At 62.8% G+C, this 23,536-nt stretch carries 19 protein-coding genes and 1 pseudogene; 6 read left to right on the plus strand and 14 right to left on the minus strand.

Annotated features, from left to right (window positions below; genetic code table 11):
• Window position 1: 1 nt before the first annotated feature.
• The 4 genes and pseudogenes from L1P09_RS21900 to L1P09_RS21915 all read right to left on the minus strand — a co-directional run bounded on the left by L1P09_RS21900 (window position 2) and on the right by L1P09_RS21915 (window position 5,947).
• Window positions 2–853 carry an STAS domain-containing protein gene (locus tag L1P09_RS21900; protein ID WP_054905951.1) on the minus strand — a complete coding sequence of 284 codons (852 nt, stop codon included), beginning with the start codon at window positions 851–853 and terminating at the stop codon, window positions 2–4.
• A gap of 554 nt (window positions 854–1,407) precedes the next feature.
• On the minus strand, window positions 1,408–2,799 hold the full coding sequence (gene gabP, locus L1P09_RS21905) for a GABA permease (RefSeq protein ID WP_235768105.1): 1,392 nt from the start codon (window positions 2,797–2,799) through the stop codon (window positions 1,408–1,410).
• Window positions 2,800–3,219: 420 nt separating this feature from the next.
• Window positions 3,220–4,575: pseudogene (gudD, locus tag L1P09_RS21910) on the minus strand (glucarate dehydratase).
• Window positions 4,576–4,594: 19 nt separating this feature from the next.
• The gene (locus tag L1P09_RS21915; RefSeq protein WP_235768106.1) at window positions 4,595–5,947 is read right to left on the minus strand and encodes an MFS transporter; all 1,353 of its coding nucleotides are present in this window, start codon (window positions 5,945–5,947) and stop codon (window positions 4,595–4,597) included.
• Between the two features lie 261 nt (window positions 5,948–6,208).
• Here L1P09_RS21915 and L1P09_RS21920 point away from each other — a divergent pair, with 261 nt between their 5' ends.
• On the plus strand, window positions 6,209–6,910 hold the full coding sequence (locus L1P09_RS21920) for a FadR/GntR family transcriptional regulator (protein WP_054905955.1): 702 nt from the start codon (window positions 6,209–6,211) through the stop codon (window positions 6,908–6,910).
• Between the two features lie 30 nt (window positions 6,911–6,940).
• Here the strand turns inward: L1P09_RS21920 and L1P09_RS21925 are convergent, their stop codons facing one another.
• The 4 genes from L1P09_RS21925 to L1P09_RS21940 form a co-directional block, all read right to left on the minus strand.
• Window positions 6,941–7,951 carry a zinc-dependent alcohol dehydrogenase family protein gene (locus L1P09_RS21925; protein WP_235768107.1) on the minus strand — a complete coding sequence of 337 codons (1,011 nt, stop codon included), beginning with the start codon at window positions 7,949–7,951 and terminating at the stop codon, window positions 6,941–6,943.
• A 122-nt stretch (window positions 7,952–8,073) separates the two neighbouring features.
• Window positions 8,074–8,664 (minus strand): HAD family hydrolase, encoded by a 591-nt coding sequence (locus L1P09_RS21930; protein ID WP_235768108.1) that lies wholly within the window; start codon window positions 8,662–8,664, stop codon window positions 8,074–8,076.
• Complete coding sequence (gene tesB / locus L1P09_RS21935) at window positions 8,661–9,530, minus strand: acyl-CoA thioesterase II (protein WP_009681790.1); 870 nt, start codon at window positions 9,528–9,530, stop codon at window positions 8,661–8,663. The genes L1P09_RS21930 and tesB overlap by 4 nt, the downstream gene beginning before the upstream one ends.
• A 149-nt stretch (window positions 9,531–9,679) precedes the next feature.
• Window positions 9,680–10,249 carry a GNAT family N-acetyltransferase gene (locus tag L1P09_RS21940; protein ID WP_054905957.1) on the minus strand — a complete coding sequence of 190 codons (570 nt, stop codon included), beginning with the start codon at window positions 10,247–10,249 and terminating at the stop codon, window positions 9,680–9,682.
• 179 nt (window positions 10,250–10,428) lie between these two features.
• Between L1P09_RS21940 and pmrG the strand changes: the two genes are divergently transcribed.
• From pmrG to L1P09_RS21960, 4 genes are all read left to right on the plus strand, one after another.
• Window positions 10,429–11,115, plus strand: a complete 687-nt coding sequence (gene pmrG, locus L1P09_RS21945; RefSeq protein WP_235768109.1) for a lipopolysaccharide core heptose(II)-phosphate phosphatase PmrG — start codon at window positions 10,429–10,431, stop codon at window positions 11,113–11,115.
• Between the two features lie 243 nt (window positions 11,116–11,358).
• Complete coding sequence (locus L1P09_RS21950; RefSeq protein ID WP_029886225.1) at window positions 11,359–12,306, plus strand: IS110 family transposase; 948 nt, start codon at window positions 11,359–11,361, stop codon at window positions 12,304–12,306.
• Between the two features lie 492 nt (window positions 12,307–12,798).
• Window positions 12,799–13,713 (plus strand): histone deacetylase family protein, encoded by a 915-nt coding sequence (locus L1P09_RS21955; protein WP_009681787.1) that lies wholly within the window; start codon window positions 12,799–12,801, stop codon window positions 13,711–13,713.
• A gap of 148 nt (window positions 13,714–13,861) precedes the next feature.
• On the plus strand, window positions 13,862–15,103 hold the full coding sequence (locus tag L1P09_RS21960; protein ID WP_235768110.1) for a TIGR03862 family flavoprotein: 1,242 nt from the start codon (window positions 13,862–13,864) through the stop codon (window positions 15,101–15,103).
• Window positions 15,104–15,129: 26 nt separating this feature from the next.
• Here L1P09_RS21960 and L1P09_RS21965 read toward each other — a convergent pair whose 3' ends face one another.
• The 5 genes from L1P09_RS21965 to L1P09_RS21985 all read right to left on the minus strand — a co-directional run bounded on the left by L1P09_RS21965 (window position 15,130) and on the right by L1P09_RS21985 (window position 19,501).
• The gene (locus L1P09_RS21965; protein ID WP_054911680.1) at window positions 15,130–16,461 is read right to left on the minus strand and encodes a DEAD/DEAH box helicase; all 1,332 of its coding nucleotides are present in this window, start codon (window positions 16,459–16,461) and stop codon (window positions 15,130–15,132) included.
• Window positions 16,462–16,515: 54 nt separating this feature from the next.
• Complete coding sequence (yedA, locus tag L1P09_RS21970; RefSeq protein WP_235768111.1) at window positions 16,516–17,436, minus strand: drug/metabolite exporter YedA; 921 nt, start codon at window positions 17,434–17,436, stop codon at window positions 16,516–16,518.
• A 145-nt stretch (window positions 17,437–17,581) separates the two neighbouring features.
• Window positions 17,582–18,187, minus strand: a complete 606-nt coding sequence (locus tag L1P09_RS21975) for a 3'-5' exonuclease (protein ID WP_029887389.1) — start codon at window positions 18,185–18,187, stop codon at window positions 17,582–17,584.
• An 8-nt stretch (window positions 18,188–18,195) separates the two neighbouring features.
• Window positions 18,196–18,675, minus strand: a complete 480-nt coding sequence (locus L1P09_RS21980; RefSeq protein WP_009681780.1) for a LabA-like NYN domain-containing protein — start codon at window positions 18,673–18,675, stop codon at window positions 18,196–18,198.
• 76 nt (window positions 18,676–18,751) lie between these two features.
• Entirely contained in the window at window positions 18,752–19,501 is a 750-nt protein-coding gene (locus L1P09_RS21985; protein WP_235768112.1) for a DUF2076 domain-containing protein, read from the minus strand.
• Window positions 19,502–19,667: 166 nt separating this feature from the next.
• Here L1P09_RS21985 and L1P09_RS21990 point away from each other — a divergent pair, with 166 nt between their 5' ends.
• Complete coding sequence (locus tag L1P09_RS21990; protein WP_235768113.1) at window positions 19,668–20,324, plus strand: YciC family protein; 657 nt, start codon at window positions 19,668–19,670, stop codon at window positions 20,322–20,324.
• 555 nt (window positions 20,325–20,879) lie between these two features.
• Here the strand turns inward: L1P09_RS21990 and hrpB are convergent.
• Entirely contained in the window at window positions 20,880–23,414 is a 2,535-nt protein-coding gene (hrpB, locus tag L1P09_RS21995) for an ATP-dependent helicase HrpB (RefSeq protein WP_235768114.1), read from the minus strand.
• Window positions 23,415–23,536: the final 122 nt, after the last annotated feature.

Here is a 23,536-nt window from a genome sequence, read left to right on the forward strand (position 1 = left end):
CTTACCCCTGCTTGCTGATGTCGCAGCCCAGGCGTGCAAGGGCTAGCTTGAGGGCGTCGGCCAGGCTGGCCTTGGTGGTCAGCGAGCCCAGGTCCAGCCCCAGGTGCACGATGGTCTGGGCGATTTGCGGGCGCACGCCACTGATGATGCAGTCGGCGCCCATCAGGCGGATGGCCGTGACGGTCTTCAGCAGGTGCTGCGCGACCAGGGTGTCGACGGTGGGTACACCGGTGATATCGATGATGGCAATTTCCGAGCCGGTGTCGACGATGCGTTGCAGCAGCGACTCCATGACCGTCTGGCTACGCTGCGAGTCCAGCGTACCGATCAGTGGCAGCGCCAGCACCCCGTCCCACAGTTTGACCACGGGGGTAGACAGCTCCAGCAGTTCTTCCTGCTGGCGCCTGATCACTTCCTCGCGGGTTTTCTGGAAAGCGCGGATGGTGTGCATGCCCATGCCATCGAGCAGTTCCGACACCAGCCACAGTTGCTCGGCCAGGCGTGCCGGCTCGCTGCTGTACTGTGTTTGCAGCAAGCCGAACAGCGGCCCTTTCAAAGCGAAGATGAAGAACGCGGCCTGGTGCGAATCGTGGCCAAGCTGAGCGCGGCTGGCAGAGAGCTTCTCCAGGAACCGGCGCGACGCCTCCCACTCGCTGCCGGCCAGGTGGCTGCCGCCACCAGCGCGCAGGCCGTCCACCAGCAACTGCAGAAATTCCTGGGTTTCCTGTGCCAGTACCTGTTCTTTGATATTGCGCGTGGCGCCGTTGGTTTCGAGGCCGGCTGTCCATTCCTCGCGCAGTTGTGCCTGGCTATGTTGGATAGCCTCCAACGTGCTGCCTTGCAGTGTTGCCATGTGCCTTCGCTCCAGTGGTGAAGGCCGGCGTCCCGATGAATGGCCGGCCTGCTGTGAATGACATTTGCCGGTTCGATTAGTTGTGCAGCGGGAAAAGATAATTGCATTCAGCCATTTAGGATAGCGCAACGGCTTCGGATTGCGGCAGCCTACTGCGAAACGGTTTTATAGGAATGCATACCATCACGGCATGACATCGATGCAACCTTGAACCGTACCTCATATTGCAAGTACCCGCCCGGTAATCGGCGGCGGGGCGGAAGCAAGATGCCCAAGGCGCTCGGAAACCGCCTGGCGCACTCGGTAGGCAACTCCAGCGCAAAAAAAAGGCACCTACCCATAGGTAATGCCTGTCAGTTAAGTAATTTGGGGCCGCTTTGCGACCCTTCGCGGGCACGCCCGCTCCCACAGGGATCGCGCATTTCTTGAGTTCAGCGCCGAACGTGTGGGAGCGGGCATGCCCGCGAAGGGCTGCAAAGCAGCCCCAGTAACGCTTAACTGACAGGCGTTACCTATCCATAGGTGCCTTCTGCCTTGACCCCGGGTGAACCCACTCACCCCATCGACCGCGCCCCCACCGGTTGCGCATGGCCCCGCGAAGTCACGATGCCCAGGAAGGAGATCACAATCGCCAGCCCCAATGTGGAGCTCACCTCCGCGCGGTGCTCAGGCGTGTACATCATGACCGCCAGCGCCCCGCCAATGAAAATGATCACCGCCCAGGTCAGGTACGGGAACAGCCACATGCGGAACTTCAGCTCGGTGTTCTCCCGCTCCAGGCGGCGGCGCATGCGCAGCTGCGAGATGGCAATGACCATGTACACCAGCAAGGCAATGGCGCCAGAGCTGGCCAGCAGGAACTCGAACACACCCTTGGGCGCGAAGTAGTTGAGGATGGCGATGGCGGCCCCGATCAGGGTGCTGCCAAACACCGCCGCACGCGGCACGCCAACCTTGGAGGTCTTGTTGAGGAAGGCCGGGGCGTCACCGCGCTTGGCCAGCGAGTACATCATCCGCGATGCGATGTAGATCGACGAATTCATGCAACTGGTTACCGCCACCAGCACCACCAGGTCGACCATCAATGCCGCGCTGGGGATGTTCATGATCTCCAGCGCACGTTGATACGAGCCCACCACCGCCAGCTGCGGATCGTTCCACGGCACCACCGAGATGATCACGAAGATCGAGAGGATATAGAAGGTACTGATGCGCCAGATCACCGAGCGGGTAGCCTTGGCGATGTTGCGCGACGGGTCGCTGGACTCGGAAGCCGCAATGGTCACGGCTTCGGTGCCGATGAAGCTGAACATCACGGTAATGAACGCCCCGACCACAGCCGACCAGCCATTGGGCGCAAAACCGCCGTAGTCAGCCATCAGCCCGCTCAGGCCGCTAACTTCGCGGTTGGGCAGCCAGCCCATCAGCGCGGCAAAGCCCAGGCCGATGAAACCGAGAATGGCCGTGACCTTGAGGATGGCGAACCAGAACTCGAACTCGCCGTACTTGGCCACGCTGAACAGGTTGGTGCCGGCCAGCAACAGCACCGAGGCCAAGGCGAAGATCCAGCTGTCCACCTGGGGGAACCAGGCGTTCAGCACATGCCCGGCGGCCAGTGCCTCGATCGGAATGACCAGTACCCAGAACCACCAGTACAACCAGCCGATGGTGTAGCCGGCCCAGCGGCCGATGGCCTGGTCGGCGTAGGTGGAAAACGATCCGGTGTCAGGGTGCGCCACGGCCATTTCGCCGAGCATGCGCATGACCAGAACCACCAGGGTTCCGGCTACGAAATAGGAAAATATGGTAGCTGGCCCGGCTGCCGCAATGGCGTGGCCAGAGCCGACGAAAAGTCCGGCGCCGATGATGCCGGCGATAGAAAGCATCGTTACGTGTCGTGGCTTGAAACCTTGTGCAAGGTTGCCATCAGATCCCACGGTGTTCATTGATGTTGTTCTCTTTTTGCTAACACAAGGTTGGACGGGCAGGCGTAGGCGAAAATAGCTCCTTTGAGTTGGGTAGGTCGACACAATGCTCGCATGCTGTTGTTGATCTTTGGCACGCGTCACAGCGCAAGGTGTCAGTGCGGTTCGGGCTTCATTTAAGCCCCGCGGGGCGGTGGGAAATTACACGAGAACGCCCCGGAACTGTTCGATCACGACAGGGCATTTCCCTTGGCGCCAGATGTCGCGAATGGCATGCCCAATCGCGCCATCTGGCCGTTGGGTGCTTTTGTTTTTCATCTGGTTGTGTATGGCCTGTACCGGCCCTATCGCCGGCAAGCCGGCTCCCACCTCGATCGCATCGGCTACAAATCCTGTGCAATCCCTGTGGGAGCGGGCAAGCCCGCGAAGAGGCCAGCAGCCTTAACGCACCAGGCAAGGCCGCTTGTTATCAAAGCGCCAACCCGGAATCAGGAACTGCATTGCCACGCTGTCATCCCGCGCCCCCAACCCCATGTTGCGGTAGCACTCGTGGGCCTTGGCCAGTTGATCCTCATCCAGCTCCACCCCCAACCCCGGCCGCGCCGGCACATGCACATGGCCGTCGACAATGCGCAGCGGCTCACGGGTCAGGCGCTGGCCGTCCTGCCAGATCCAGTGGGTGTCGATCGCGGTGATCTCACCCGGCGCGGCAGCCGCCACTTGAGTGAACATCGCCAGCGAAATATCGAAGTGGTTGTTGGAGTGCGAACCCCAGGTAAGCCCCCAGTCGTTGCACATCTGCGCCACCCTCACCGAGCCCTGCAAGGTTCAGAAATGCGGGTCGGCCAGCGGAATGTCCACCGACTGCAACTGGATCGCATGGCCCATCTGCCGCCAGTCGGTGGCGATCATGTTGGTAGCCGTGGGCAAACCCGTAGCGCGACGGAACTCGGCCATCACCTCGCGGCCCGAGTAGCCGTTCTCGGCGCCGCACGGGTCTTCGGCATAGGCCAGCACATCATGCTTGTCGCGGCACAGGGCGATGGCCTCCTTGAGTGACCAGGCCCCGTTGGGGTCCAGGGTGATGCGCGCTTCGGGGAAGCGTTCGGCCAGCGCCGTCACTGCTTCCATTTCTTCTGCCCCCCGCAGCACGCCGCCCTTGAGCTTGAAGTCGCTGAAGCCGTAACGCTGCTTGGCCGCTTCGGCCAGGCGCACAACCGCCTCGGGCGTCAGGGCCTTTTCATGGCGCACACGGAACCAGTCGTCGTCACTGTCCGCTTCGTTGCGGTAGGCCAGGTCGGTCTGCTGGCGGTCGCCGATATAGAACAGGTAGCCCAGCATCTTCACCGCATCACGTTGCTGGCCCTCGCCCAGCAGTGCCGCCATGGGCACATTCAGGTGCTGGCCGAGCAGGTCGAGCAGCGCCGACTCGATGGCCGTCACGGCATGCACGGTGATGCGCAGGTCGAAGGTCTGCAGGCCGCGGCCCGCCGAGTCGCGGCTGGCGAACGTCTGGCGCATGGCATTGAGCACGCGCTGGTAATGACCGATCGGCTGGCCTACTACCAGGCTGCGGGCGTCTTCCAGGGTCTGGCGAATGCCCTCGCCACCCGGCACTTCGCCAAGGCCCGTGTTGCCCGCGCTGTCCCGCAGTACCACCACATTACGGGTAAAGAACGGGCCATGTGCGCCACTGAGGTTGAGCAGCATGCTGTCGTGGCCAGCCACCGGAATCACGCGCAGGTCGGTGACCACCGGGGTGCTGGTGTGAACGGCGGGTGTTGTCTGCATATTCATGGTTGTCGTCTCGCAGTCGTCAGTGGGTCTGGCCCAGGGCCGCGGGGGCCTTCAGGCTATCGGAAGGTGCGCCCTTGGGGCGTGTACGCACGAAGAAGATGGCAATTGCCGCCAGCACCGAAGTCACCGCCAGGCCATACAACCCGCCCTGGATCGAGCCGGTCTGCTGCTCCAGCAGGCCGAACGTGGTGGGGGCAACGAAGCCGCCGAGGTTGCCGACCGAGTTGACCAGGGCTATCACCGCCGCCGCGATGCGAGCATCCAGGTAGCCCTGCGGGATTGGCCAGAACAGTGACGAGGCCGACTTGAAGCCGATGGCGGCAAAGCACACGGCGACAAAGGCGAATACCGGCCCGCCGGTGGTGGACATGAACATGCCGATGGCCGCGACCACCAAGGCGCCTGCCACCCAGGCCTGCTGGAACTTCCAGCGTGCAGAAACGGCAGCGAAGGCATACATGGCCAGGATCGAGATCAGCCACGGGATGGAGTTGAGGAAGCCGACCTGCAGGTCGCTGAGGTCGCCCATGCGTTTGATGATGCTCGGCAGCCAGAAGGTGGCCGCGTAGATGGTCAGCTGGATGCAGAAGTAGATCAGGCAGAACAGGACGATCTGGCGGTCCTTGAGCAGGCTCCAGGCCGACGGCTTGACCGCACCCAGCGCCTCGCGCGCTTGCTGTTCACGGTCGATCGTCGCGACCAGCGCATCCTGCTCGGCCTGGCTCAGCCACTTGGCGTCCTGCGGTTTGGAGTCGAGCCAGAAGAACACGAAGAAGCACAACGCCACCGAGGCCATGCCTTCGATGAACAGCATCCACTGCCAGCCGTGCAGGCCGAGCCCCTGGATTTGCATCAATGCCCCGGCCAAGGGGCCGGAAATCAGCGAAGCCAGCGCCGACCCGCTGAGAAAAATGGCGATCGCCTTGCCGCGCTCGGCCGCCGGCAACCAGCGGGTGAAATAGTAGATCACCCCAGGGAAGAAGCCCGCTTCGGCCACACCGAGCAGAAAGCGCAGTACATAGAACTGGGTTTCGTTCTGCACGAAGGCCATGGCCGTGGCCACCAGCCCCCAAGTGAACATGATGCGGGTCAGCCACAAGCGGGCCCCCACCTTCTGCAGCAGCATGTTCGAAGGCACCTCGAACAGCGCGTAGCCGATGAAGAACAGCCCGGCACCAAAGCCAAAGGCTGCAGCGCTGATGCCCAGGTCGCTTTCCAGGTGCGGGCGGACGAAGCCGATGTTGACGCGGTCCAGGTAGTTGACGATGAACATGATGACGAACAGCGGCAGCACGTGGCGCTTGACCTTGGCCACGGCGCTGGCCAACGCGTCGCCTTCATTCCGGGCAGACGGAGCGAGGGTGTCGTTCACAGGTGGATCTCCCACTAATTGTTTTTGTGCGGGTCGGGGTTGTCTGACATGGCAGTGGGGACGAGCATAGGCCCCGAGAAGTTGTACGACAAGATCAACAAAATCGCCAAAATGGCAAAATACAAGCTGCAATAAAACTAATATGTTGCGATCTTGCAAAAACAGCCACTCGAAATGCACCCTAGCCTCGCGAAAAATTGGGCAAAAAATATTTTTAGCAATTAACTTGTCATACAAGTACAACAAGAGGTGGACCACAGCATGCTTCCAGATCACGCGCACAAACGCGGCCACAGCCGCGCACATGACCTGGTCTCCAGCCTGACCCAGCAGATTCTCCTGGGCACCTTCAAGCCCGGCGACAAACTGCCATCGGAGAACACCTTGGTACGCGAGCACGGGGTCAGCCGCACGGTGGTTCGCGAAGCCTTGTCGAAGTTGCAGGCCTCGGGGCTGGTGGAACCGCGCCACGGTATCGGCACCTTCGTGATGGCGCGCCAAGCCCAGGCCGGGTTGCGCGTTGCAGCGGAAAGCGCAGCGAATGTGCGCGACTTGCTGGAGCTGCGGGTCGGCCTGGAAAGCCAGGCCGCCGCGCTGGCAGCGCTACGCCGTGATGAAGGGCAGTTGGCGCGCATGCGCCAGGCACTGGATGACTACCAGGACCTGGCGGCGGCAGGTGACAGCTGCATCGAGGCCGACCGGCGTTTTCACCTGCTGATTGCCGAAGCCACCGGCAACCTGTATTTCACCGAGATGCTGCTGCAGCTGGGCAACGGCTTGATTCCGCGCAACCGCATGGCCCAAGCCGAGCGCAGTGGGTCGAAGATGGCAGCGCAGGCATACCTGGCCAACCTGGAGCACGAGGCAATCCTCAATGCCATCCGCCGGCAAGACCCGGATGCAGCACGCGCGGCGGTGTGCCTGCACCTGTCCAACAGCCGCGACCGGCTGCTACCGGATTGACGGGCAACTGCGGCACCGCAGCCCCGACGCTTACCAGGTCAGGCAGATCTTGCCGAAATGCCGGTTGCTCTCCTGGTAACGGAACGCGTCGACGATCTGCTCCAGCTCGAAGTGCTTGTCCACCACCGGCCGCAAACCGTTGGCATCAATGGCCCGCACCATCGCCTGCTGCTGCGCCCGGCTACCGACCAGCACCCCTTGCAGGCGAATCTGCCGCACCAATGCCTGCACCAGCGGCAGTTGCCCGGCCACGCCAGTAAGAATGCCGATCAGCGACACATGCCCGCCGATCCGTGCAGCGATCATCGACTGCTCCAGGGTAGCCGGGCCACCCACCTCGATCACGTGATCGACACCGCGGTTAGCGGTCAGCTCGCGCACTTTGTCCCCCCACGCCGGGGTGCGCTTGTAGTTGATCAAGTGGTCGGCGCCCAAGGCCTTGAGCCGCTCCAGCTTGGCATCGCTGGACGAGGTGGCAATCACCGTGGCACCCGCCAGCTTGGCGAACTGCAGGGCGAAGATCGACACGCCACCGGTGCCCTGCACCAGCACCGTGTCGCCCGGTTTGAGGTGGTCGTCGCACATCAGCGCGCGCCAGGCGGTCAGGCCGGCAGTGGTCAGGGTGGCGGCTTCGGCATGGCTGAAGCCCGAAGGTGCCAGGGTAAACGCGGTGGCACGGGCGGTGACCTGTTCGCGGGCGTAGCCATCGATGCCGTCACCCGGCACCCGGGCAAAGCCTTCGACATTGGCCTGGCCATCGAGCCAGTCCGGGAAGAACGTACTGACGACACTGTCGCCGACCTGAAACTCGCTGACGCCGGCCCCTACGGCAACGACTTCGCCCGCACCGTCGGCCATGGGGATGCGCCGCTCACTCGGCCCCCACATGCCACTCACCACGGCGAAGTCGTGGTAGTTCAGGGAGCTGGCGTGCAGGCGTACGGTGATCTCGCCGGCCTGAGGGGCCGCAGCCTCGCTGCTGCCGACCTCGACCTTGTCGTAGCCGCCGCCAGGTTGAACGTAGATGGCCTTGCTGGTCATGGGTTGGGTCTCCGTATCAACGTCAGGAATGGAAATGAGCATAGACAGGTCTATGGGTTGCAAAAGCTTCACGGGCTTTGCAGCAGCGGCGTTGTGTTGCGATCGGGCTGCGCACTAACGACTCAGCCCAGCATCACCTTCAGTGCCCGGCAATCGACCGCGTGCCAATCCACCAGTTGCGGCCATGGGTTATCGGGCACATTCACCAATATTGTGCGTGCCCCCGCTGCGCGCCCGCAGTCCAGGTCAAAACGGTAGTCACCCACCATCACCAGCTCGCTCGCCGCCACGCCCCAGGCCGCGGCAATCTTCAGCAACCCATCCGGGCTCGGCTTCGGTGCCGCCTCGTCACGCCCGAGCACATGCTCTACCGGGAAGCAGTCCGCCAGGCCGATCGCTTCCAGCGTCACATGGGCCAGTTCCCGCGCATTGCGGGTCAGTATCCCCAACCGGCAACCACGCGCAGCCAGTTCGCGCACCAGTTCAACTGCCCCGGTCGCCGCGGTGGAGGCCACCGCCAGCTCACGCTCATGCTCCAGCAGCCAGGCATGCTTGGCCGCGGCTTCGTCGGCTGGCAAAGCCGCCAGGTGGGTAAGGATGTCGTCCTCGGCAGGGATGCCCAGCGCCTCCCGAATGGCGGCAAAGTCATGCACTGCCACGGTCAGGGTGCCGTCCATGTCGAACACCCAGTTGCGCACCTGCTGCAGGCTCATGCCCAGTCCTTGCGGTGGCGAATCAGGCCTTCCTGGCTCGACGATGCCACCAGTTGCCCGGCCTGGTTGAAAATGCTGCCGCGGCAGAAGCCACGGGAATTACCTGCCCACGGGCTATCGGTGGCATACAGCAACCACTGGTCGGCACGCAGGTTGCCGTGGAACCACAGCGAATGGTCGAGGCTGGCGATCTGCATGTCGCGCTGCCAAACCGACTTGCCATGCGGCACCAGCGCGGTGGTGAGCAGGCCGAAGTCCGAGGCGTAGGCCAGCAGGTACTTGTGCAGGGCCGGCACGTCGGGCAGGTTGCCGTCGGCGCGGAACCACGCATATTTCACCGGGTCGCCTGGCTTGGGGTTGAACGGGTCACGCTCGGTGACCGGGCGAATCTCGATTGGCTTGGCGCACAGCACCTTGTCGCGGATGCGTTCGGGCAGATGGTCTGCCATGGCACGCGCCAGTTCCACTTCGGTAGGCAGGTTTTCCGGGCCGACCACGTCGGGCATCTGCGCCTGGTGGGCGAAGCCTTCCTCGTCGTACTGGAACGAGGCGCTACAGGTGAAAATGGTCTGGCCCTTCTGGATCGCCGTCACCCGCCGGGTACTGAAGCTGCCGCCATCACGCACACGGTCCACCGAGTACACCACCGGCAGGCTGGCGTCCCCCGGGCGCAGGAAATAACCATGCAGCGAGTGCACATGGCGCGCGTCTTCGACCGTCTGGCTGGCTGCCGACAACGACTGGCCCAGCACCTGGCCGCCGTACAGCTGGCGGAAGCCCAGGTCTTGGCTGCGCCCACGGAACAGGTTTTCCTCGATGGCTTCGAGGCTCAACAGGTCGACCAGGTCGTCCAACACATGACTCATTGGGGCATCTCCGTAGAAGCGAGCCTTGCTCGCGCTGCGCCGCCTGGGCGGCGCTCGAACTCACAGGCGCCGAACCCCATGCGGCACAGCGCCCTTTCAATGGGCAAATAATACAGCGTTTGCCATTCGCACCGAGCATGGCTGTGCATTCAGGCGCGCAGGGTGTGCTCCCAGTGCGCACGGTCGATGCGGTACAGCACATGCGGGCGTAGCGGGTGGCCTGCGGGCAGGCGCGGGTGCTCGAAGCTGCCGCGCAGGTCTTGCTGCATGCCGATGGCCTGCATCACCTTCTGCGATGGCAAGTTACTTTCGGCAGTGAACGACACCACCTCGTTCAGGCGCAATTGGGCGAACGCACAGCGCAGGCAGGTCCACGCGGCTTCGCTGGCAAAACCCAGCCCCCAGTGGCGCCGGGCCAGGCGCCAGCCAATCTCCACGGCTGGCGCGAAATCGGCGTCAAAGTCTACCTGCAGCAAGCCGGTCATGCCGATGAATGCACCGCTGTCCTTGCGCTCCAGCGCCCACAAACCAAAACCGTATTCGTTGAAGTGCCCGCGTATGCGGCCAATCAGCGCGGCAGCTTCAAGGCGTGTGAGCGGTGCCGGGAAGTAACGCATCACCTGCGGGTCGGCACACAGCGCCGCAAATTCACGCAGGTCATCGTCGTGCCATTGGCGCAGCACCAGCCGGGCGCTTTCCAGTTGAAGGGTGGAGGTCATCGGGCCTGCTCCGGTTTTGCCGAATTACAGTCTACAGCGTAGGCGCCGGCGCGGTCTTCACCCAACGGGCCGCAACCGAATGCAATTTTCACACGCCCTTCACCGGCCCCCGACAGCTCGCTTAGCAAAATGCCGCCATCACTGCCGTGCCCGCCACGGCCCTGTCACTGGAGCAACGCATGCTATCGAGCAATACCCTGGGGCACCCTGCCATTCACGCCCGGCGCAAACGGCGCCTGTCTCGCAAAGCCCTTGGTGCCGCCCTTGGCTTGTGCATGGTCGTGGCGGCCTTGACCACCTGGCTGGCGACGAGGACGCATATCGTGGACCTTGGCAACGAGCAACAACTGAGTGACAGCGGCCTGCTGCAGAACTGGGCCGAGGGTGCCGTGATCGTGATGGTCCGCCACGCCGAACGCTGCGACAGCGCCCCGGGCCCGTGCCTGGACGACCCCACCGGCATCACCGTGGCCGGCAGCCAGGCTGCCGCGCGGGTGGGCCAAGGCCTGCACCAACTGGGCCTGGCCAACACCGACCTGCTCAGCAGCCCGAAACTGCGCACTCGGCAAACCGCGCACTTCATCCTCGGCCAGGCGGTGGCCAGCGAAGACTGGCTGGAAAGCTGCGACAGCCAGTTTGCCAGCGATGCACTGGCGCACAAACGTGCCGGGCACAACCTGGTGCTGGTGACCCATAACGGCTGCATCGATCACTTCGCCCGCCAACAGCACGTGGCCGGCGGCGAGCGCGAAAGCGCCTACGCCAGCGCGCTGTTCGTTTCGGTGGACGGTAACGGCAAGGCACGCATCCTCGGCCGCCTGAATGAGCCCGACTGGCAGCGGGTGCTGGCCAGCGCCGCAAAATAGCAGTGGCCTGCTCGGGCCTCATCGCCGGCAAGCCAGCTTGTATGGTTAGACTTGAAGGGAGGAGGAGGGACAAAGCCAGCTTCTGACTGTTAGCGCAGTACAGACCGTGGGAGACCTCGCCCCTCCTCCCTTTTCACCCAAGCGCCGATAAAGAATGCTTCCGGGCTCGGACCGACGAAAGACACAAGCCAGCGCCTCTGGGTGACCCTTCAAGTACTCCAACACTATCGAGGAGAGTTGCTCATGGCAATGGTGGTTGCTGATTCAAAGCGGCTGATTGGCGTGGATGTGGCCAAAACAGAATTGGTCATTTGGGACGATGAATCAGCAGAACTCATAGCAATCCCCAATACTAAAGCAGCTATCAAGAAATGGCTCAAAGGCCTCTCGGGTGCGATGTCCGTCGCTATCGAAGCGACCAACATCTATCACGTCCTGTTTACGGATCTGGCCTTTGAGTTCGGGCATACGATTTACGTGGTAGATGGGTACGCCCTGAGCCATTACCGTAAAGGTGTCAACGTACGCGCTAAGACTGATGCAATTGATGCCCAGCTGTTGGCCCGCTATCTGAAGAACGAAGGGCAGGACCTAACGCCTTGGGCACCGCCACCGGCTATCTATCGACAGCTTCTGAGCTTGTTCCGGCGACGTGCAGGACTGGTTCAGGCACGAACCAGCCTGACTCAGGGGTGGGCCAATGAACCGCTACTCAAAGCCGCCTTCAAGACGCATCTGCGTGCGATGCAGCGGCTTGAGCTGCTGGTGGAGAAGATGATCAAGGGCCTGCTGGAAAAGGCCGGGCTGATGCCTCAGGTAAAGCGCTGCATGAAGGTCGAAGGGGTGGGTTTTCTAACTGCTGCTCGCCTGACAGCGACGTTTCAGCGTGGCAACTTCAGCGGGGGTGATGCGTTTATCGCCTTTTTGGGTATGGATCTGAGGATTGCGCAGTCGGGGCAGAAAAAAGGGCAATCCAAGCTCACGAAGCGAGGAGACCCCGAAGCTCGACGCCTCCTTCACAACGCGGCTATGTCAGCATCCCGCACAGCAGCATGGAAGTCGTACTACGAAGAGCGCCTGGCGCGTGGTTTTAGCACGACAGCATCGCTTGTCATGCTCGCACGCAAACTGGCGCGAGTAGTATTTGCCCTACTGAAAAGCGGAGACGAGTATCGGTCAAAAGCCGCTTAAAAAACTTCCCTAAAACCATAGAATCTCCCACAGGGATCGCCTTAGGGCTGACAGGTGTTTGCCACAAGGTATGGCAGCGCCTGTTAGAGGGAGCGCCGCCCGCGCGGCGCATCGCGAGCTGCGCTCGCTCCTACGTTTGTTTCGGGCCAATTATTCCTGTGGGATTCGCGCGCGAACGCCTTGGTGCATGTCTCAATATCGCGCCGTACAAACAAGGCGGCCGCGCGCGCCTGTCACAGGCGTTACTGGCCCGAAACAAACGTAGGAGCGAGCGCAGCTCGCGATTGCGCCGCGCGGGCGGCGCTCGATCTCACAGGCGCTGAAGATGCTCCGGCTACCCTTGCCAGGAACCATAGAATCTCCCACAGGCGCTGTGGCAAACACCTGTCAGCCCTGATGCGGTCCCTGTGGGAGCCGGCTTGCCGGCGATTGGGCAGCAAAGCTGTCCCGGCCATGGCAAGATCAGCACTGGCCCTGACCGCGACCTCCCCCATGCCGTTGCCGCTGATCTACCACGAAGACTACAGCCCGGAGTTCCCTGCCGAGCACCGCTTCCCGATGGACAAGTTCCGCCTGCTGCACGACCACCTGGTCGACAGTGGGCTGACCACCGACCAGGCCTTGCTGCGCCCGGACATCTGCCCCAACGATATCCTCGCCCTGGCCCACGACCGCGACTACATCGCACGCTACATGAATGGCGAGCTGTCCCGCGAAGACCAGCGTCGCCTCGGTCTGCCCTGGAGCGAAGCCTTGGCCCGGCGCACCGTACGGGCCGTGGGCGGCTCGCTGCTGACGGCCGAACTGGCGCTGCAGCATGGCGTTGCCTGCCACCTGGCCGGTGGCACCCACCATGCCCACTACGACCACCCTGCCGGCTTCTGCATCTTCAATGACCTGGCAGTGATCAGCCGCTACCTGCTGGAGGCCGGCCGCGTCCAGCGGGTGCTGATCTTCGATTGCGACGTGCATCAAGGCGACGGCACCGCACGCATCCTGCACGATACCCCGGAGGCCATCACGGTCTCGCTGCACTGCGAACAGAACTTCCCGGCACGCAAGGCCAACAGCGATTGGGACATTCCCCTGCCGCGGGGCATGGGCGACACCGCCTACCTGAACGTGGTGGACGACACCCTCAACTACCTGCTGCCGCTGTATCAACCCGACCTGGTGCTGTACGACGCCGGCGTCGATGTGCACAAGGACGACGCGCTGGGCTACCTGCAACTGACGGACGCCGGCGTGGCCGCCCGCGACGAGGCCGTGCTGCGCCACTGCCTGGGCCGCGATATTGCGGTAATGGGTGTGATCGGCGGCGGCTACAGCAAGGACCGGGTGGCCCTGGCCAAACGCCACGGCATCCTTCACCACAGCGCAGCGCGTGTCATCGGTTGTTCACAATGACTGTGGAACCGCTTGTGGATAACCTGCGGGAAAGCCGCTGCAGGCCTTGACCAGCAAGGCCTGCAGAATACTGGTTGTTTTTTGACCAGTGCTTCCGGGGGCAGCGCTGCGCTAGAATGCGCCTCTTTTCCACAGCCTGCTGCCCACCATGCCCGATTTCAACTCCGCATCGCCTCCCTTTGCTGTCGTCATCGGTGGCGGCCCCGCCGGCCTGATGGCCGCTGAAGCCCTGGCCCAGGCAGGCCTGGCGGTCGAGGTGTTCGATGCCATGCCTTCGGTGGGCCGCAAGTTCCTGCTAGCGGGTGTCGGCGGCATGAACATCACCCATTCCGAGCCTTACCCCGCGTTCGTGGCCCGTTATGCCGAACGCCAAGGTGAAATCGACACCCTGCTGGGCGAGTTCGACGCGTATGCTTTGCGCCAGTGGATTCACGGCCTGGGCATCGAGACCTTCGTCGGCACATCAGGCCGGGTATTCCCCACCGACATGAAAGCCGCCCCGTTACTGCGCGCCTGGCTCAAGCGCCTGCGCGACAGCGGGGTAGTTATCCACACCCGCCATCGCTGGCTCGGCTGGAACGCCGAGGGGGCCTTGCGCATCGCTTATCCACAGGGCGAACGCCTGGTCAACGCCGCTGTGCTGGTGCTGGCACTGGGTGGCGGCAGTTGGGCGCGCCTGGGTTCCGACGGCAGCTGGCAAGCGCTGCTGGCCGAACGGGCTGTGGATATCTCGCCCCTGCAACCGAGCAACTGCGGTTTCGAGGTGGCCGGCTGGAGCGCGCTGTTGAAAGACAAGTTCGCCGGCGCGCCGCTGAAGAACATCGCCCTCAGCGTGCCTGGCAGTGCACCGCGCAAAGGTGAGTTCATCCTCACCGCGCAAGGTGTGGAAGGCAGCCTGGTGTATGCCTGGTCGGCGCGGGTGCGTGAGGCCATCAACCGCGATGGCCGGGGCGTGTTGTTGCTTGACCTGTTGCCGGACAAGCCTGTGGACAAGATTGCCCAGGCACTGGCCAGGCCACGGGGCTCGCGCTCCATGGCCAAGCACCTGCACAGCCAGCTGGGTATCGATGGGGTTAAAGCCGCACTGTTGCGCGAGCTGACCGACCCTGCAACCTTTGCCAGCCCTGAAGCGTTGGCGCAGGCGATAAAGGCCCTGCCAATCACCCTGGTGCGCACGCGACCGCTGGATGAAGCGATCAGCAGCGCCGGCGGTGTGCGTTTCGAGGGGCTGGATGCAGGGCTGATGCTCAAAGGCATGCCGGGGGTGTTCTGTGCCGGCGAGATGCTGGACTGGGAGGCACCGACCGGGGGCTACCTGCTCACCGCGTGCTTTGCCAGCGGGCAGCACGCCGGGCGGGCGGCTGCACAATGGCTCAAAGCCCAGGGCTGACACCGCCCCACTGTGGCGCCGCGAGGCTAAGGTTTACGCTTGCGCGGCCCGCCATTGAAGCTAGGTACCTTGCGCACCGCCTTCACTGCAGGCTCGGCATTGCCCCCCTCGGTGCTGTCCATCCAGCGCCCCAAGCCACGCTTGGCGCTGTTCTCTTTCGGCTTTTTGGGCTTCTTCGGCTTCTTGATCACCTGGCCACTGGCGTCGGTCATCGGCACCCGGTGATCCGGAATGAAGTCCGGTTCTTCATGACGCGGCAGGGTCTGGCGGGTCAGCACCTCAATCGCCGCCAGCAGCTGCACTTCATCGGCGCACACCAGCGAAATCGCCTCCCCCTTGTTGCCCGCCCGCCCGGTGCGGCCGATACGGTGCACGTAGTCCTCGGCAACGATGGGCAGGTCCAGGTTGACCACCAGCGGCAAATCGTCGATATCCAGGCCACGGGCAGCCACATCGGTGGCCACCAGCACCTGGATTTCCCGGGCCTTGAAGCTGTCCAGTGCGCGCTGGCGGGTCGCCTGCGGGCGGTCACCGTGGATACCATCGGCATTCACACCCTCGGCCAGCAAGCGCGCCACCAACTGGTCGACGCCATTGCGGGTCTTGGCGAACACCAGCACCTGCTTCCAGCGCTGCTTGCGCATCAGGTGGCAGAACAGGTCTTCCTTGCGCTTTTTATCCACAGGTACCAGCCACTGCTTGACGCTGGCGGCAGTGGCATTGCGTGGGCTGACTTCGATACTCAGCGGGTCATTCAGGGCCAGCCCTGCCAGCAGGCGGATCTGCTCGGAGAACGTGGCGGAAAACAGCAAAGTCTGGCGCTTGCGTGGCAACGCGGCATAGACCGATTGCAGCTCTTCGGCAAAGCCCAGGTCGAGCATGCGGTCGGCTTCGTCCAGCACCAGGGTCTGCACCTGGTTGAACTTGACCGCGTTCTGCCGGAACAGGTCGAGCAGGCGGCCAGGGGTGGCGACCAGCAGGTCGACGCCACGGCGCAGGCGCATCATCTGCGGGTTGATGCTGACCCCGCCGTACACCGCATAGGTGCTCAACGGCAGGTTCTCGGCGTACTCGCGCACGTTGTTGTGCACCTGCTCGGCCAGCTCTCGGGTCGGCACCAGCACCAGGGCACGGATCGAGTTGCTGGCCACTTTCTCGCCTTCCAGGGCCAGGCGCTGCAGTACCGGCAGGGCAAAGCCTGCCGTTTTTCCGGTGCCGGTCTGGGCCGCGGCCATCAGGTCGCGGCCGGCCAGCACGGCGGGAATGGCCTTGGCCTGCACCGGTGTGGGGGTGGTGTAGGCCAGCTGCTGCAAGGTGCGCAGCAGCGGTTCGATCAGGCCGAGTTGGGCGAAATTCATGGCAATACCGTCAGGGGTTCAGCGAAGCCGGCAAGTTTACCGCATCGTCCCTGCCTACTTGCAGATTTCGCCTTTCAACGGCAATACGGGTTTGGCAGGCTTGCGCCACTGCGGCAGGCCGATCAGCACCACTGCGCCAATGATTACCGCCATCGCCACGCACTCTTCGGCACCGATCTGCTCACCGGCAAACAGGATCCCCAGCAGCACCGCCACGGCCGGGTTGACGTAGGCGTAGCTGGTGGCAGCTGCCGGGCGCACGTGCTTGAGCAGGTACATGTAGGCGCTGAAGGCCAGGATAGAGCCGAAGAACACCAGGTAGGCCAACGCGCCCCAGCCGGCAGCGCTTGGTACCTGCGTCATGCGCTCGCCCGACAGCAGGCTGCCCAACAACAGCACTGCGCCACCCACCAGCATTTCTGCGGCACTGGCCATTGGCCCCTGTGGCAGGGGCAGGCTTTTGCTCCACACCGAACCGAATGCCCACGAGGCCGCGGCAAAAATGATCAACGCTGCGCCAATCGGGCTCGCCTGCAGGTTGGACCCCAGGTTCAACAGGGCGATACCCAGCAGCCCAAGGGCAATGCCTGCCCACTCCAGTTTCGAGTTGCGGTGCCCGAACAGCAGGCCGAACAGCAAGGTGAACAGCGGCACCGTCGCCACCGCCAGGGCCGCCACCCCCGAGGCCACGCCAGCGTGTTCGGCCACCGTTACCCCGCCGTTGCCGCAACTGAGCAGCAGAAAGCCGATTGCCCCGGCAGCCCGCCATTGCGGCCACGTGGGTGCCGGCGCACCGCGCCAGCGCAGAAAACCGTACAGCAGGCTACCCGCGATCAGGAAACGCACACCGGCCATGAGCATCGGTGGCCAGCTCTCGACGCCAATGCGGATGAACAGGTAGGTGGAGCCCCAGACCAGGTACAGCGCCAGGAAGGCGCCGATGAGCAACCAGGGAAAGCGACGGGAGGCAGGCATTGGACACTCGAAATCCGTTTACGGGTGAACAGTCTAGGGGCCTGCCTGAGCGAACAGAAGTTACAGAATGGCTAGAAATGAGCGGCACACTTTCGGTGCGTTCGGTTTGAAGCGGGCGCCGCTTGAAGCGAGCGCCGAACACGCCTCAAGCATACTTGACCAGCGCCTCGCGCAGCTTGGCTGCCGGTGTTTTCTGCAACCGGCACAGCAGGCCATGCGAGAGCTGCTGCACACCATGCTGTTCTCGCAACACGCCGGCCAGGTGCTGCATCAGGTTGGCGGCCATTTCGGCATCGGCCATGGCCCGGTGCGCAGTACCGGTGTCCGGCAGCCCCGCCCAGCGGGTCAGGGTGCCCAGCTTGTGGTTCGGCGCTGCCGGCAACAGGCGCCGCGACAACAACAGCGAACAGGCAAATGACTGGCTGCGGCTGCGGCCGATGCGCGCCAGTTCGTAATCCCAGAACTTCTGGTCGAACGCGGCGTTGTGTGCCAGCAGCGGGGTCTCACCCACAAACTCGGCCACCTCGTTCATGACCTTGTCGACCGGCGGCGCACTGCGCAGCATCGCCGTGGTGATGCCGGTCAGCCCGGCGACGAATGCGGGTACCGGCACACCGGCGTTCATCAGGCTCTGGTAGCGCTCGACAATGCGCCCGCCTTCCAGCATGACCACCGCCACTTCGGTGGCGCGGCAGCCGGCACCGGGGGAAATGCCGGTGGTTTCAAAGTCGATGACAGCGATACGTTCCACGAATGACCTCAGTGCTTGAGCAACAACTTACCCTCGATGGGTACATAGCGGCTGGCGGCACGGATCAGTGACAGCGCCGTCAGCCCGGGCACACCATACACCACCGCCTCAGTGCCGTGGCGCTGGATCACCCGCTCCAGCAGCAGGTCGAAATCGCCGTCACCCGAGGCCAGCACCACTTGGTCGACCCGGCTGGCGGCATCGATCACATCCAGGGTAATGCCCACGTCCCAGTCGCCCTTGGCCGAGCCGTCGCTGCGCTGGATGAAGGGTTTGAGGCGCACGTCGAACCCAAGGTTGCGCAAGATCTGCTGGAACTGTTGCTGCTTGCTGTCGCCGCGGTCGATGGCATACGCCACGGCCTCGACGATCTGCCCTTCGCGGCAGACATCGGCCCATAGGGCGGTGTAGTTGAAATGGCAACCATGGGCTTGGCGCACGGTGTAGTAGAGGTTCTGCACATCGGCGAACAGCGCGATCTTTTTCACCTGGGAACCTCTTGTCTGGCCTGGAATGCCGGGGCCGCTGCGCTGCCCCGGAAATGCCAGCAGTATGCCAGACCTGTCAGACGTAGGAGTCGTCGTCCGAGAAGAACCCACCGTCATCACTGCTGTAATCGGTGTCGGCGTACCCACCCTGGTCGCTGCCCCAGCCACCGTTGTCGGCCACTTGCTGCTGCCCGCCCTGGTCATTCCAGCCACCACTGTCACTGGCCGGCGCAGGCTCTTCCTTGATCACCTCGACCACCTCTTCGGGCTGGGAGTTGTGGTTGAACAGGCTGCTGATACCTTGCGCCAGCAATACACCACCAGCCACACCGGCGGCGGTCTGCATGGCCCCACCGAGGAAGCTGCTGGCACCACTGCGTGCCGGCGCAGCGCCCACGCCAGGCTGCTGTGCCGGCGGTTGCGCGTAGGCCGGTGCCGCCGGCTCACGCCAGCCGCCAGCCGATGCCACCGCAGGCGCTGGCCGCTGTGGCTGCACCGGCGGCGCTGCAGCGCGCCCGCCCGTACCAAAAATGCTGGACAGGAAACCGCCACCGCCAGCGCTGGGCGCACTGTTGCTGCCTTGGGCCGCCTGGGCACGGGCCTGTTCCAGCTCGGCCTGCAGCTGCTTGTTCTGCTCGTCGAGGCGCTTGAGCGCCGCTTCCTGCACCAGGATCGCCTGGGCCATGTAGTAAGGTGCCGCCGGCTGCTGGCGCAGGTGCTGCTCGATGCAGGCCTGGGCCTGCGGGTCGCGCGGCTGGCTTGGGTCTTCGGCTTGCTTGAGACGGCCGAACAGGCCGTCGATCAGGGTTTGTTCTTCAGTGTTCATGGGGCGACCTCATGGGTAGCGGGACAACGGACAACCTCAAAGATGGGGCGTTGCGCCGCGCGATTCAATCGCTGCAAGGGTGAAACATTTTTCAGCAAGTGACAGCGCCACGCCTGCTTTGGGCTAAAGTGATGCACCTGTTTTTACTGCCATGCGATATAGCCCGATGAATCCGCTGAGCGTCCTGCGCGACTCCCTGTACTTTTTCCGCCGCCACCTGCCGAACATTATCCAGCTGTGCCTGCCGCTGGTCGTGCTGGAGGCCCTGCTCACCCAACTGCTGTACCGGCAACTGGGCGACCAGGCATCGCCTGCCTACGGCATGCTGATCAGCCTGCTGTGCTATCCGCTGTATAGCGCCGCCCTGATCCTGTACCTGGACACCCGTAGCCAGGGCCAGGACATCGCCAAGCGCGACCTGTTCGCCCGCGCCTTGCAGCTGTGGCCGCAACTGGCCCTGCTGATCCTGATCAGCTCGCTGCTGATCATGGCGGGCCTGGCCCTGTTCGTATTCCCGGGCGTGTGGATCATGATCAACCTGGTGTTCGCCGAGTACCTGCTGGTACTGCGTGGCCGGCCGGTGGTGCAGGCGATGCGCGACAGCGCCAGCATGACCACCGGGCATTTCATGCGCATCATGGTTTGCGTGGTCGCGGTGCTGGCACCGATCTGGCTGATCGACGGGTTGCTGCTCATGGCGTTCCCCGAGCCATCGCCGGCAATGGAGCTGGCCATGGACAGCCTCAGCGGCTTCCTGCAGCTGTTCAGCACAGTGGTGCTCTACCGGCTGTTCATGTTGCTGGAAGAAAAAGCCAGCGCCTGAGTGAGCACTGCAGGTCGCCTGCGCACGTGCAGGGGCACTGCGCCGCCTTCAGGTGCCGCGCGGCTTCGCCCGGGCCGTGGCCTCCGCCACCAGAGGGTCATCTGGCCAGTAGTCTTTTCTATCACCTACCTCCCTGATTGATTGACAACGTGTAGCCCCCGAAACATACGGGCGTTAGCCAGTTCAGACAAAAACGGCATTGACTGTCAATGTTGCTTCCAAAGATTGACTATCTGCAGGTCGATTACGGCAGACATTGACAGCCTATCCGCCAGCCGCACGTTCGCTTCAGACCCAACATTGACACTCTAGAGCTCACCTCGTAAAACCTCACGGGCGTCTCGAACCTTGGGTAGCTTTCTTGACGAGGAGATATTTGCGGTATGGGCGACATATCCCCAATTACGACCAAGCGAGGCTAAGCGCACCAGTAGTACAAAGTACGCGGCGCTTTGCAGTGAGCGCATAAAATAGGGCAGTTTTATGCTGCCCTTGGAAGCGCTCTGAATCCTCAGTTTGGCAAAATGCCTTCCGCCCCTGCGCGCCTCCTGTCGATCATGTGCCTCTGGGCTTGGCACGCGCAGTCGCTTGAGCGATCAGTGGATCATCCGGCCAAAAATGCTTCGGGTACCTCCCCTTCAAGTCTTTCTTCACATCGCCGTACGTGGACTTCCAGAAATTCGCAAGGTCTTGGGTAACCTGAACCGGACGGCGTGCCGGCGATAGCAGATGCAGCTTGAGCACCTGTCGTCCATTTGCAATGCGTGGTGTATCAGCCTGCCCGAACAGCTCCTGCAGTCTTACAGCAAGCACCGGGGGACGTTCACTGTAATCGATGCGAATATTCGAACCTGAGGGGACTGGAATCGTCTGAGGTGCCTGTGCATCGAGCTGCTGCGGCAAAGGCCAAGGCAGCAAATTGCGGAGCATGGAGGATAAGTCCAGCTGACCGAAATGGCTTAGCCGGGTGACCTTTCCCACATACGGGCCTAACCACACCTCAAGCGACACCAGCAGGGCTTCAGTACGAAGATCAGGCCACTCACTTGGGCTACCTGCCTCTTCATCCAGAATGCGCAGCAACTCAACTCGCGCCTGCCACTGACGTAGCTCTGGTGTCCACGGCAAAAGCTCCAGGCCTTTGCGGCGAACGTAGTTGAGCAGGGCCTGAACACGGGCGTCATCGTCGAGGTTGGCCAGGGGTGCGCGAGCCAGGATCAACTCCCCCACTTTCACCTGCCGCTCAGCACAAAGGACGCCCTCTCGCTCATCCCAATCGAGCTCATCCACCTGGGTGACCTGCTCTTTCAGGACAGTGTCGAACAACGCTTCGTCCAAATCGGCAGCCAGGTAGATCCGTTCTTCGCGCTGGCCCTGCCGACTGCCCAAATCAGCAATGACCAACCACGGATGTTTCATCAGCGCATCAGCTTCTGTAAACATCGCTGCTCGACCATTCGCCAACCGATACTCAGCCCCTCCAGCTCGGCGCTGTTGCGCAACACGATCGGGATAGGCGAGTGCCAAGAGGCAGCCCACCCATTGAGGGTGATCAGGATCAGCGACGGGTTGCGATGCTGAGCCGCGCATGTATGAACGGTACTGCTTCGCCAATTGCTTCGCTCGTTGGGCGCCGGCTTGCTCTGATCGCTGAGCCCTTTGCTCCCCTGAAAGAATGGCCAGCCGACTGTGCAAATCTGCGCCGCTGCCACGCTGTATATCTCGCTCGCCGAGCAGGGCTGCAATGTTGCACGCTGTCTCAGTGAGGCCCAGCTCATGGCCACGCAACAACAGATGTGCAATGCGTGGATGACTGGGCAGCTCTGCCATCGCTTGGCCATGCTTGGTCAACTGCCCATCTTGTTGCAGCGCGCCAAGGCGGCGGAGCAGGTCATTCGCTTGTGAAAATGCCGCTGAAGGCGGCGCATCAAGCCATCGTAGGTCACCCGATTCTGCACCCCATTTAGCGAGTTGCAGCGCCAAGCCTGTGAGGTCGGCTTGCTGAATTTCGGGGGCACTGAATCCAGCCATCTGCTCATGCTGGGCCTCAGACCACAGGCGATAACACACCCCTGGCTCAACCCGGCCTGCACGACCTGCACGCTGGGTTGCGCTGGCTTTGGATATCCGCTGAGTATCCAGCCTCGTCATCCCACTTCGTGGGTCGAAGCGCGGAACCCGCTCAAGGCCTGTATCGATGACTACGCGCACACCATCAATGGTGATACTGGTCTCGGCGATGTTGGTTGCCAGCACCACTTTGCGCTTCCCAGGTGGGGCGGGATCGATCGCCGCACGCTGCTCATTCAGATCGAGTTCACCATGCAGCGGGCATAGGAGTGTGTTCTGCTGCAAAGATGGCGAGGCTCTTAAAGCGTCTTCCAGCCCTGCTTGAACACGACGGATCTCAGCCTGCCCTGGCAGGAATACAAGCAAACTGCCTGTCTGCTCGTCGAGAGCATCAAGGCACGCACTGATGGCCCGGGGTTCGAGGTACTCACCGGGCTGCTGCGGCCTGCTCCAGATCGTCGACACCGGGTACATCCGCCCTTCGCAGGACACGATCGGTGCGTAATCCAGCAAGCGTGACAGCCGCTCGCCCTCAAGGGTTGCCGACATCAGCAGTACTTTCAGCGGAGCATCGTCCCGGAACAGCTCACGTCCATTTAGCGTCAATGCCAACGCGAGATCGGCATCCAGGTTTCGCAGATGGAACTCGTCGAAGATCACAAGACCCACGCCCTCAAGCGCAGGATCGCTTTGCAGGCGGCGCGTCAGGATACCTTCAGTAACTACCTCGATGCGCGTACGCGGGCCTACCTTGCTGTCGAGACGAATGCGATAGCCCACGGTTTCGCCGACCTTCTCACCCAGCTCACTCGCCATGCGCTCCGCAGCAGCGCGCGCCGCAAGGCGGCGAGGTTCGAGCATGATGATTGTCTGCCCTTGAAGCCAGGACTCATCGAGCAGCGCGAGTGGAACGCGCGTCGTTTTACCGGCGCCAGGCGGTGCTTGGAGCACCACTTCATCTCGCTCTTGAAGGGCTTTTAGAAGGGCCGGCAACGCGGCATTGATCGGCAACGAACTCATGTGTACTCCTACGACATACGCGGCAGTATACAAAGGTTGATCGCCTCAAGGAGGCCGGAGCTGAGCCAATACTCAAATGACGCGGGAGTAGGATTTGCGGGCAATCACACGCTGGACTTGAG

The sequence above is a fragment of the Pseudomonas juntendi genome (assembly GCF_021560075.1).
GTDB lineage: Bacteria > Pseudomonadota > Gammaproteobacteria > Pseudomonadales > Pseudomonadaceae > Aquipseudomonas > Aquipseudomonas juntendi.

Bases quoted from the DNA above. Each gene is read 5' to 3' on its own strand.
- L1P09_RS21900 (WP_054905951.1), bottom strand. From the start codon at position 853: ATGGCAACACTGCAAGGCAGCACGTTGGAGGCTATCCAACATAGCCAG.
- gabP (WP_235768105.1), bottom strand. From the start codon at position 2,799: ATGAACACCGTGGGATCTGATGGCAACCTTGCACAAGGTTTCAAGCCA.
- L1P09_RS21920 (WP_054905955.1), top strand. From the start codon at position 6,209: ATGCTTCCAGATCACGCGCACAAACGCGGCCACAGCCGCGCACATGAC.
- L1P09_RS21925 (WP_235768107.1), bottom strand. From the start codon at position 7,951: ATGACCAGCAAGGCCATCTACGTTCAACCTGGCGGCGGCTACGACAAG.
- L1P09_RS21930 (WP_235768108.1), bottom strand. From the start codon at position 8,664: ATGAGCCTGCAGCAGGTGCGCAACTGGGTGTTCGACATGGACGGCACC.
- tesB (WP_009681790.1), bottom strand. From the start codon at position 9,530: ATGAGTCATGTGTTGGACGACCTGGTCGACCTGTTGAGCCTCGAAGCC.
- L1P09_RS21940 (WP_054905957.1), bottom strand. From the start codon at position 10,249: ATGACCTCCACCCTTCAACTGGAAAGCGCCCGGCTGGTGCTGCGCCAA.
- pmrG (WP_235768109.1), top strand. From the start codon at position 10,429: ATGCTATCGAGCAATACCCTGGGGCACCCTGCCATTCACGCCCGGCGC.
- L1P09_RS21950 (WP_029886225.1), top strand. From the start codon at position 11,359: ATGGCAATGGTGGTTGCTGATTCAAAGCGGCTGATTGGCGTGGATGTG.
- L1P09_RS21955 (WP_009681787.1), top strand. From the start codon at position 12,799: ATGCCGTTGCCGCTGATCTACCACGAAGACTACAGCCCGGAGTTCCCT.
- L1P09_RS21960 (WP_235768110.1), top strand. From the start codon at position 13,862: ATGCCCGATTTCAACTCCGCATCGCCTCCCTTTGCTGTCGTCATCGGT.
- L1P09_RS21965 (WP_054911680.1), bottom strand. From the start codon at position 16,461: ATGAATTTCGCCCAACTCGGCCTGATCGAACCGCTGCTGCGCACCTTG.
- yedA (WP_235768111.1), bottom strand. From the start codon at position 17,436: ATGCCTGCCTCCCGTCGCTTTCCCTGGTTGCTCATCGGCGCCTTCCTG.
- L1P09_RS21985 (WP_235768112.1), bottom strand. From the start codon at position 19,501: ATGAACACTGAAGAACAAACCCTGATCGACGGCCTGTTCGGCCGTCTC.
- L1P09_RS21990 (WP_235768113.1), top strand. From the start codon at position 19,668: ATGAATCCGCTGAGCGTCCTGCGCGACTCCCTGTACTTTTTCCGCCGC.
- hrpB (WP_235768114.1), bottom strand. From the start codon at position 23,414: ATGAGTTCGTTGCCGATCAATGCCGCGTTGCCGGCCCTTCTAAAAGCC.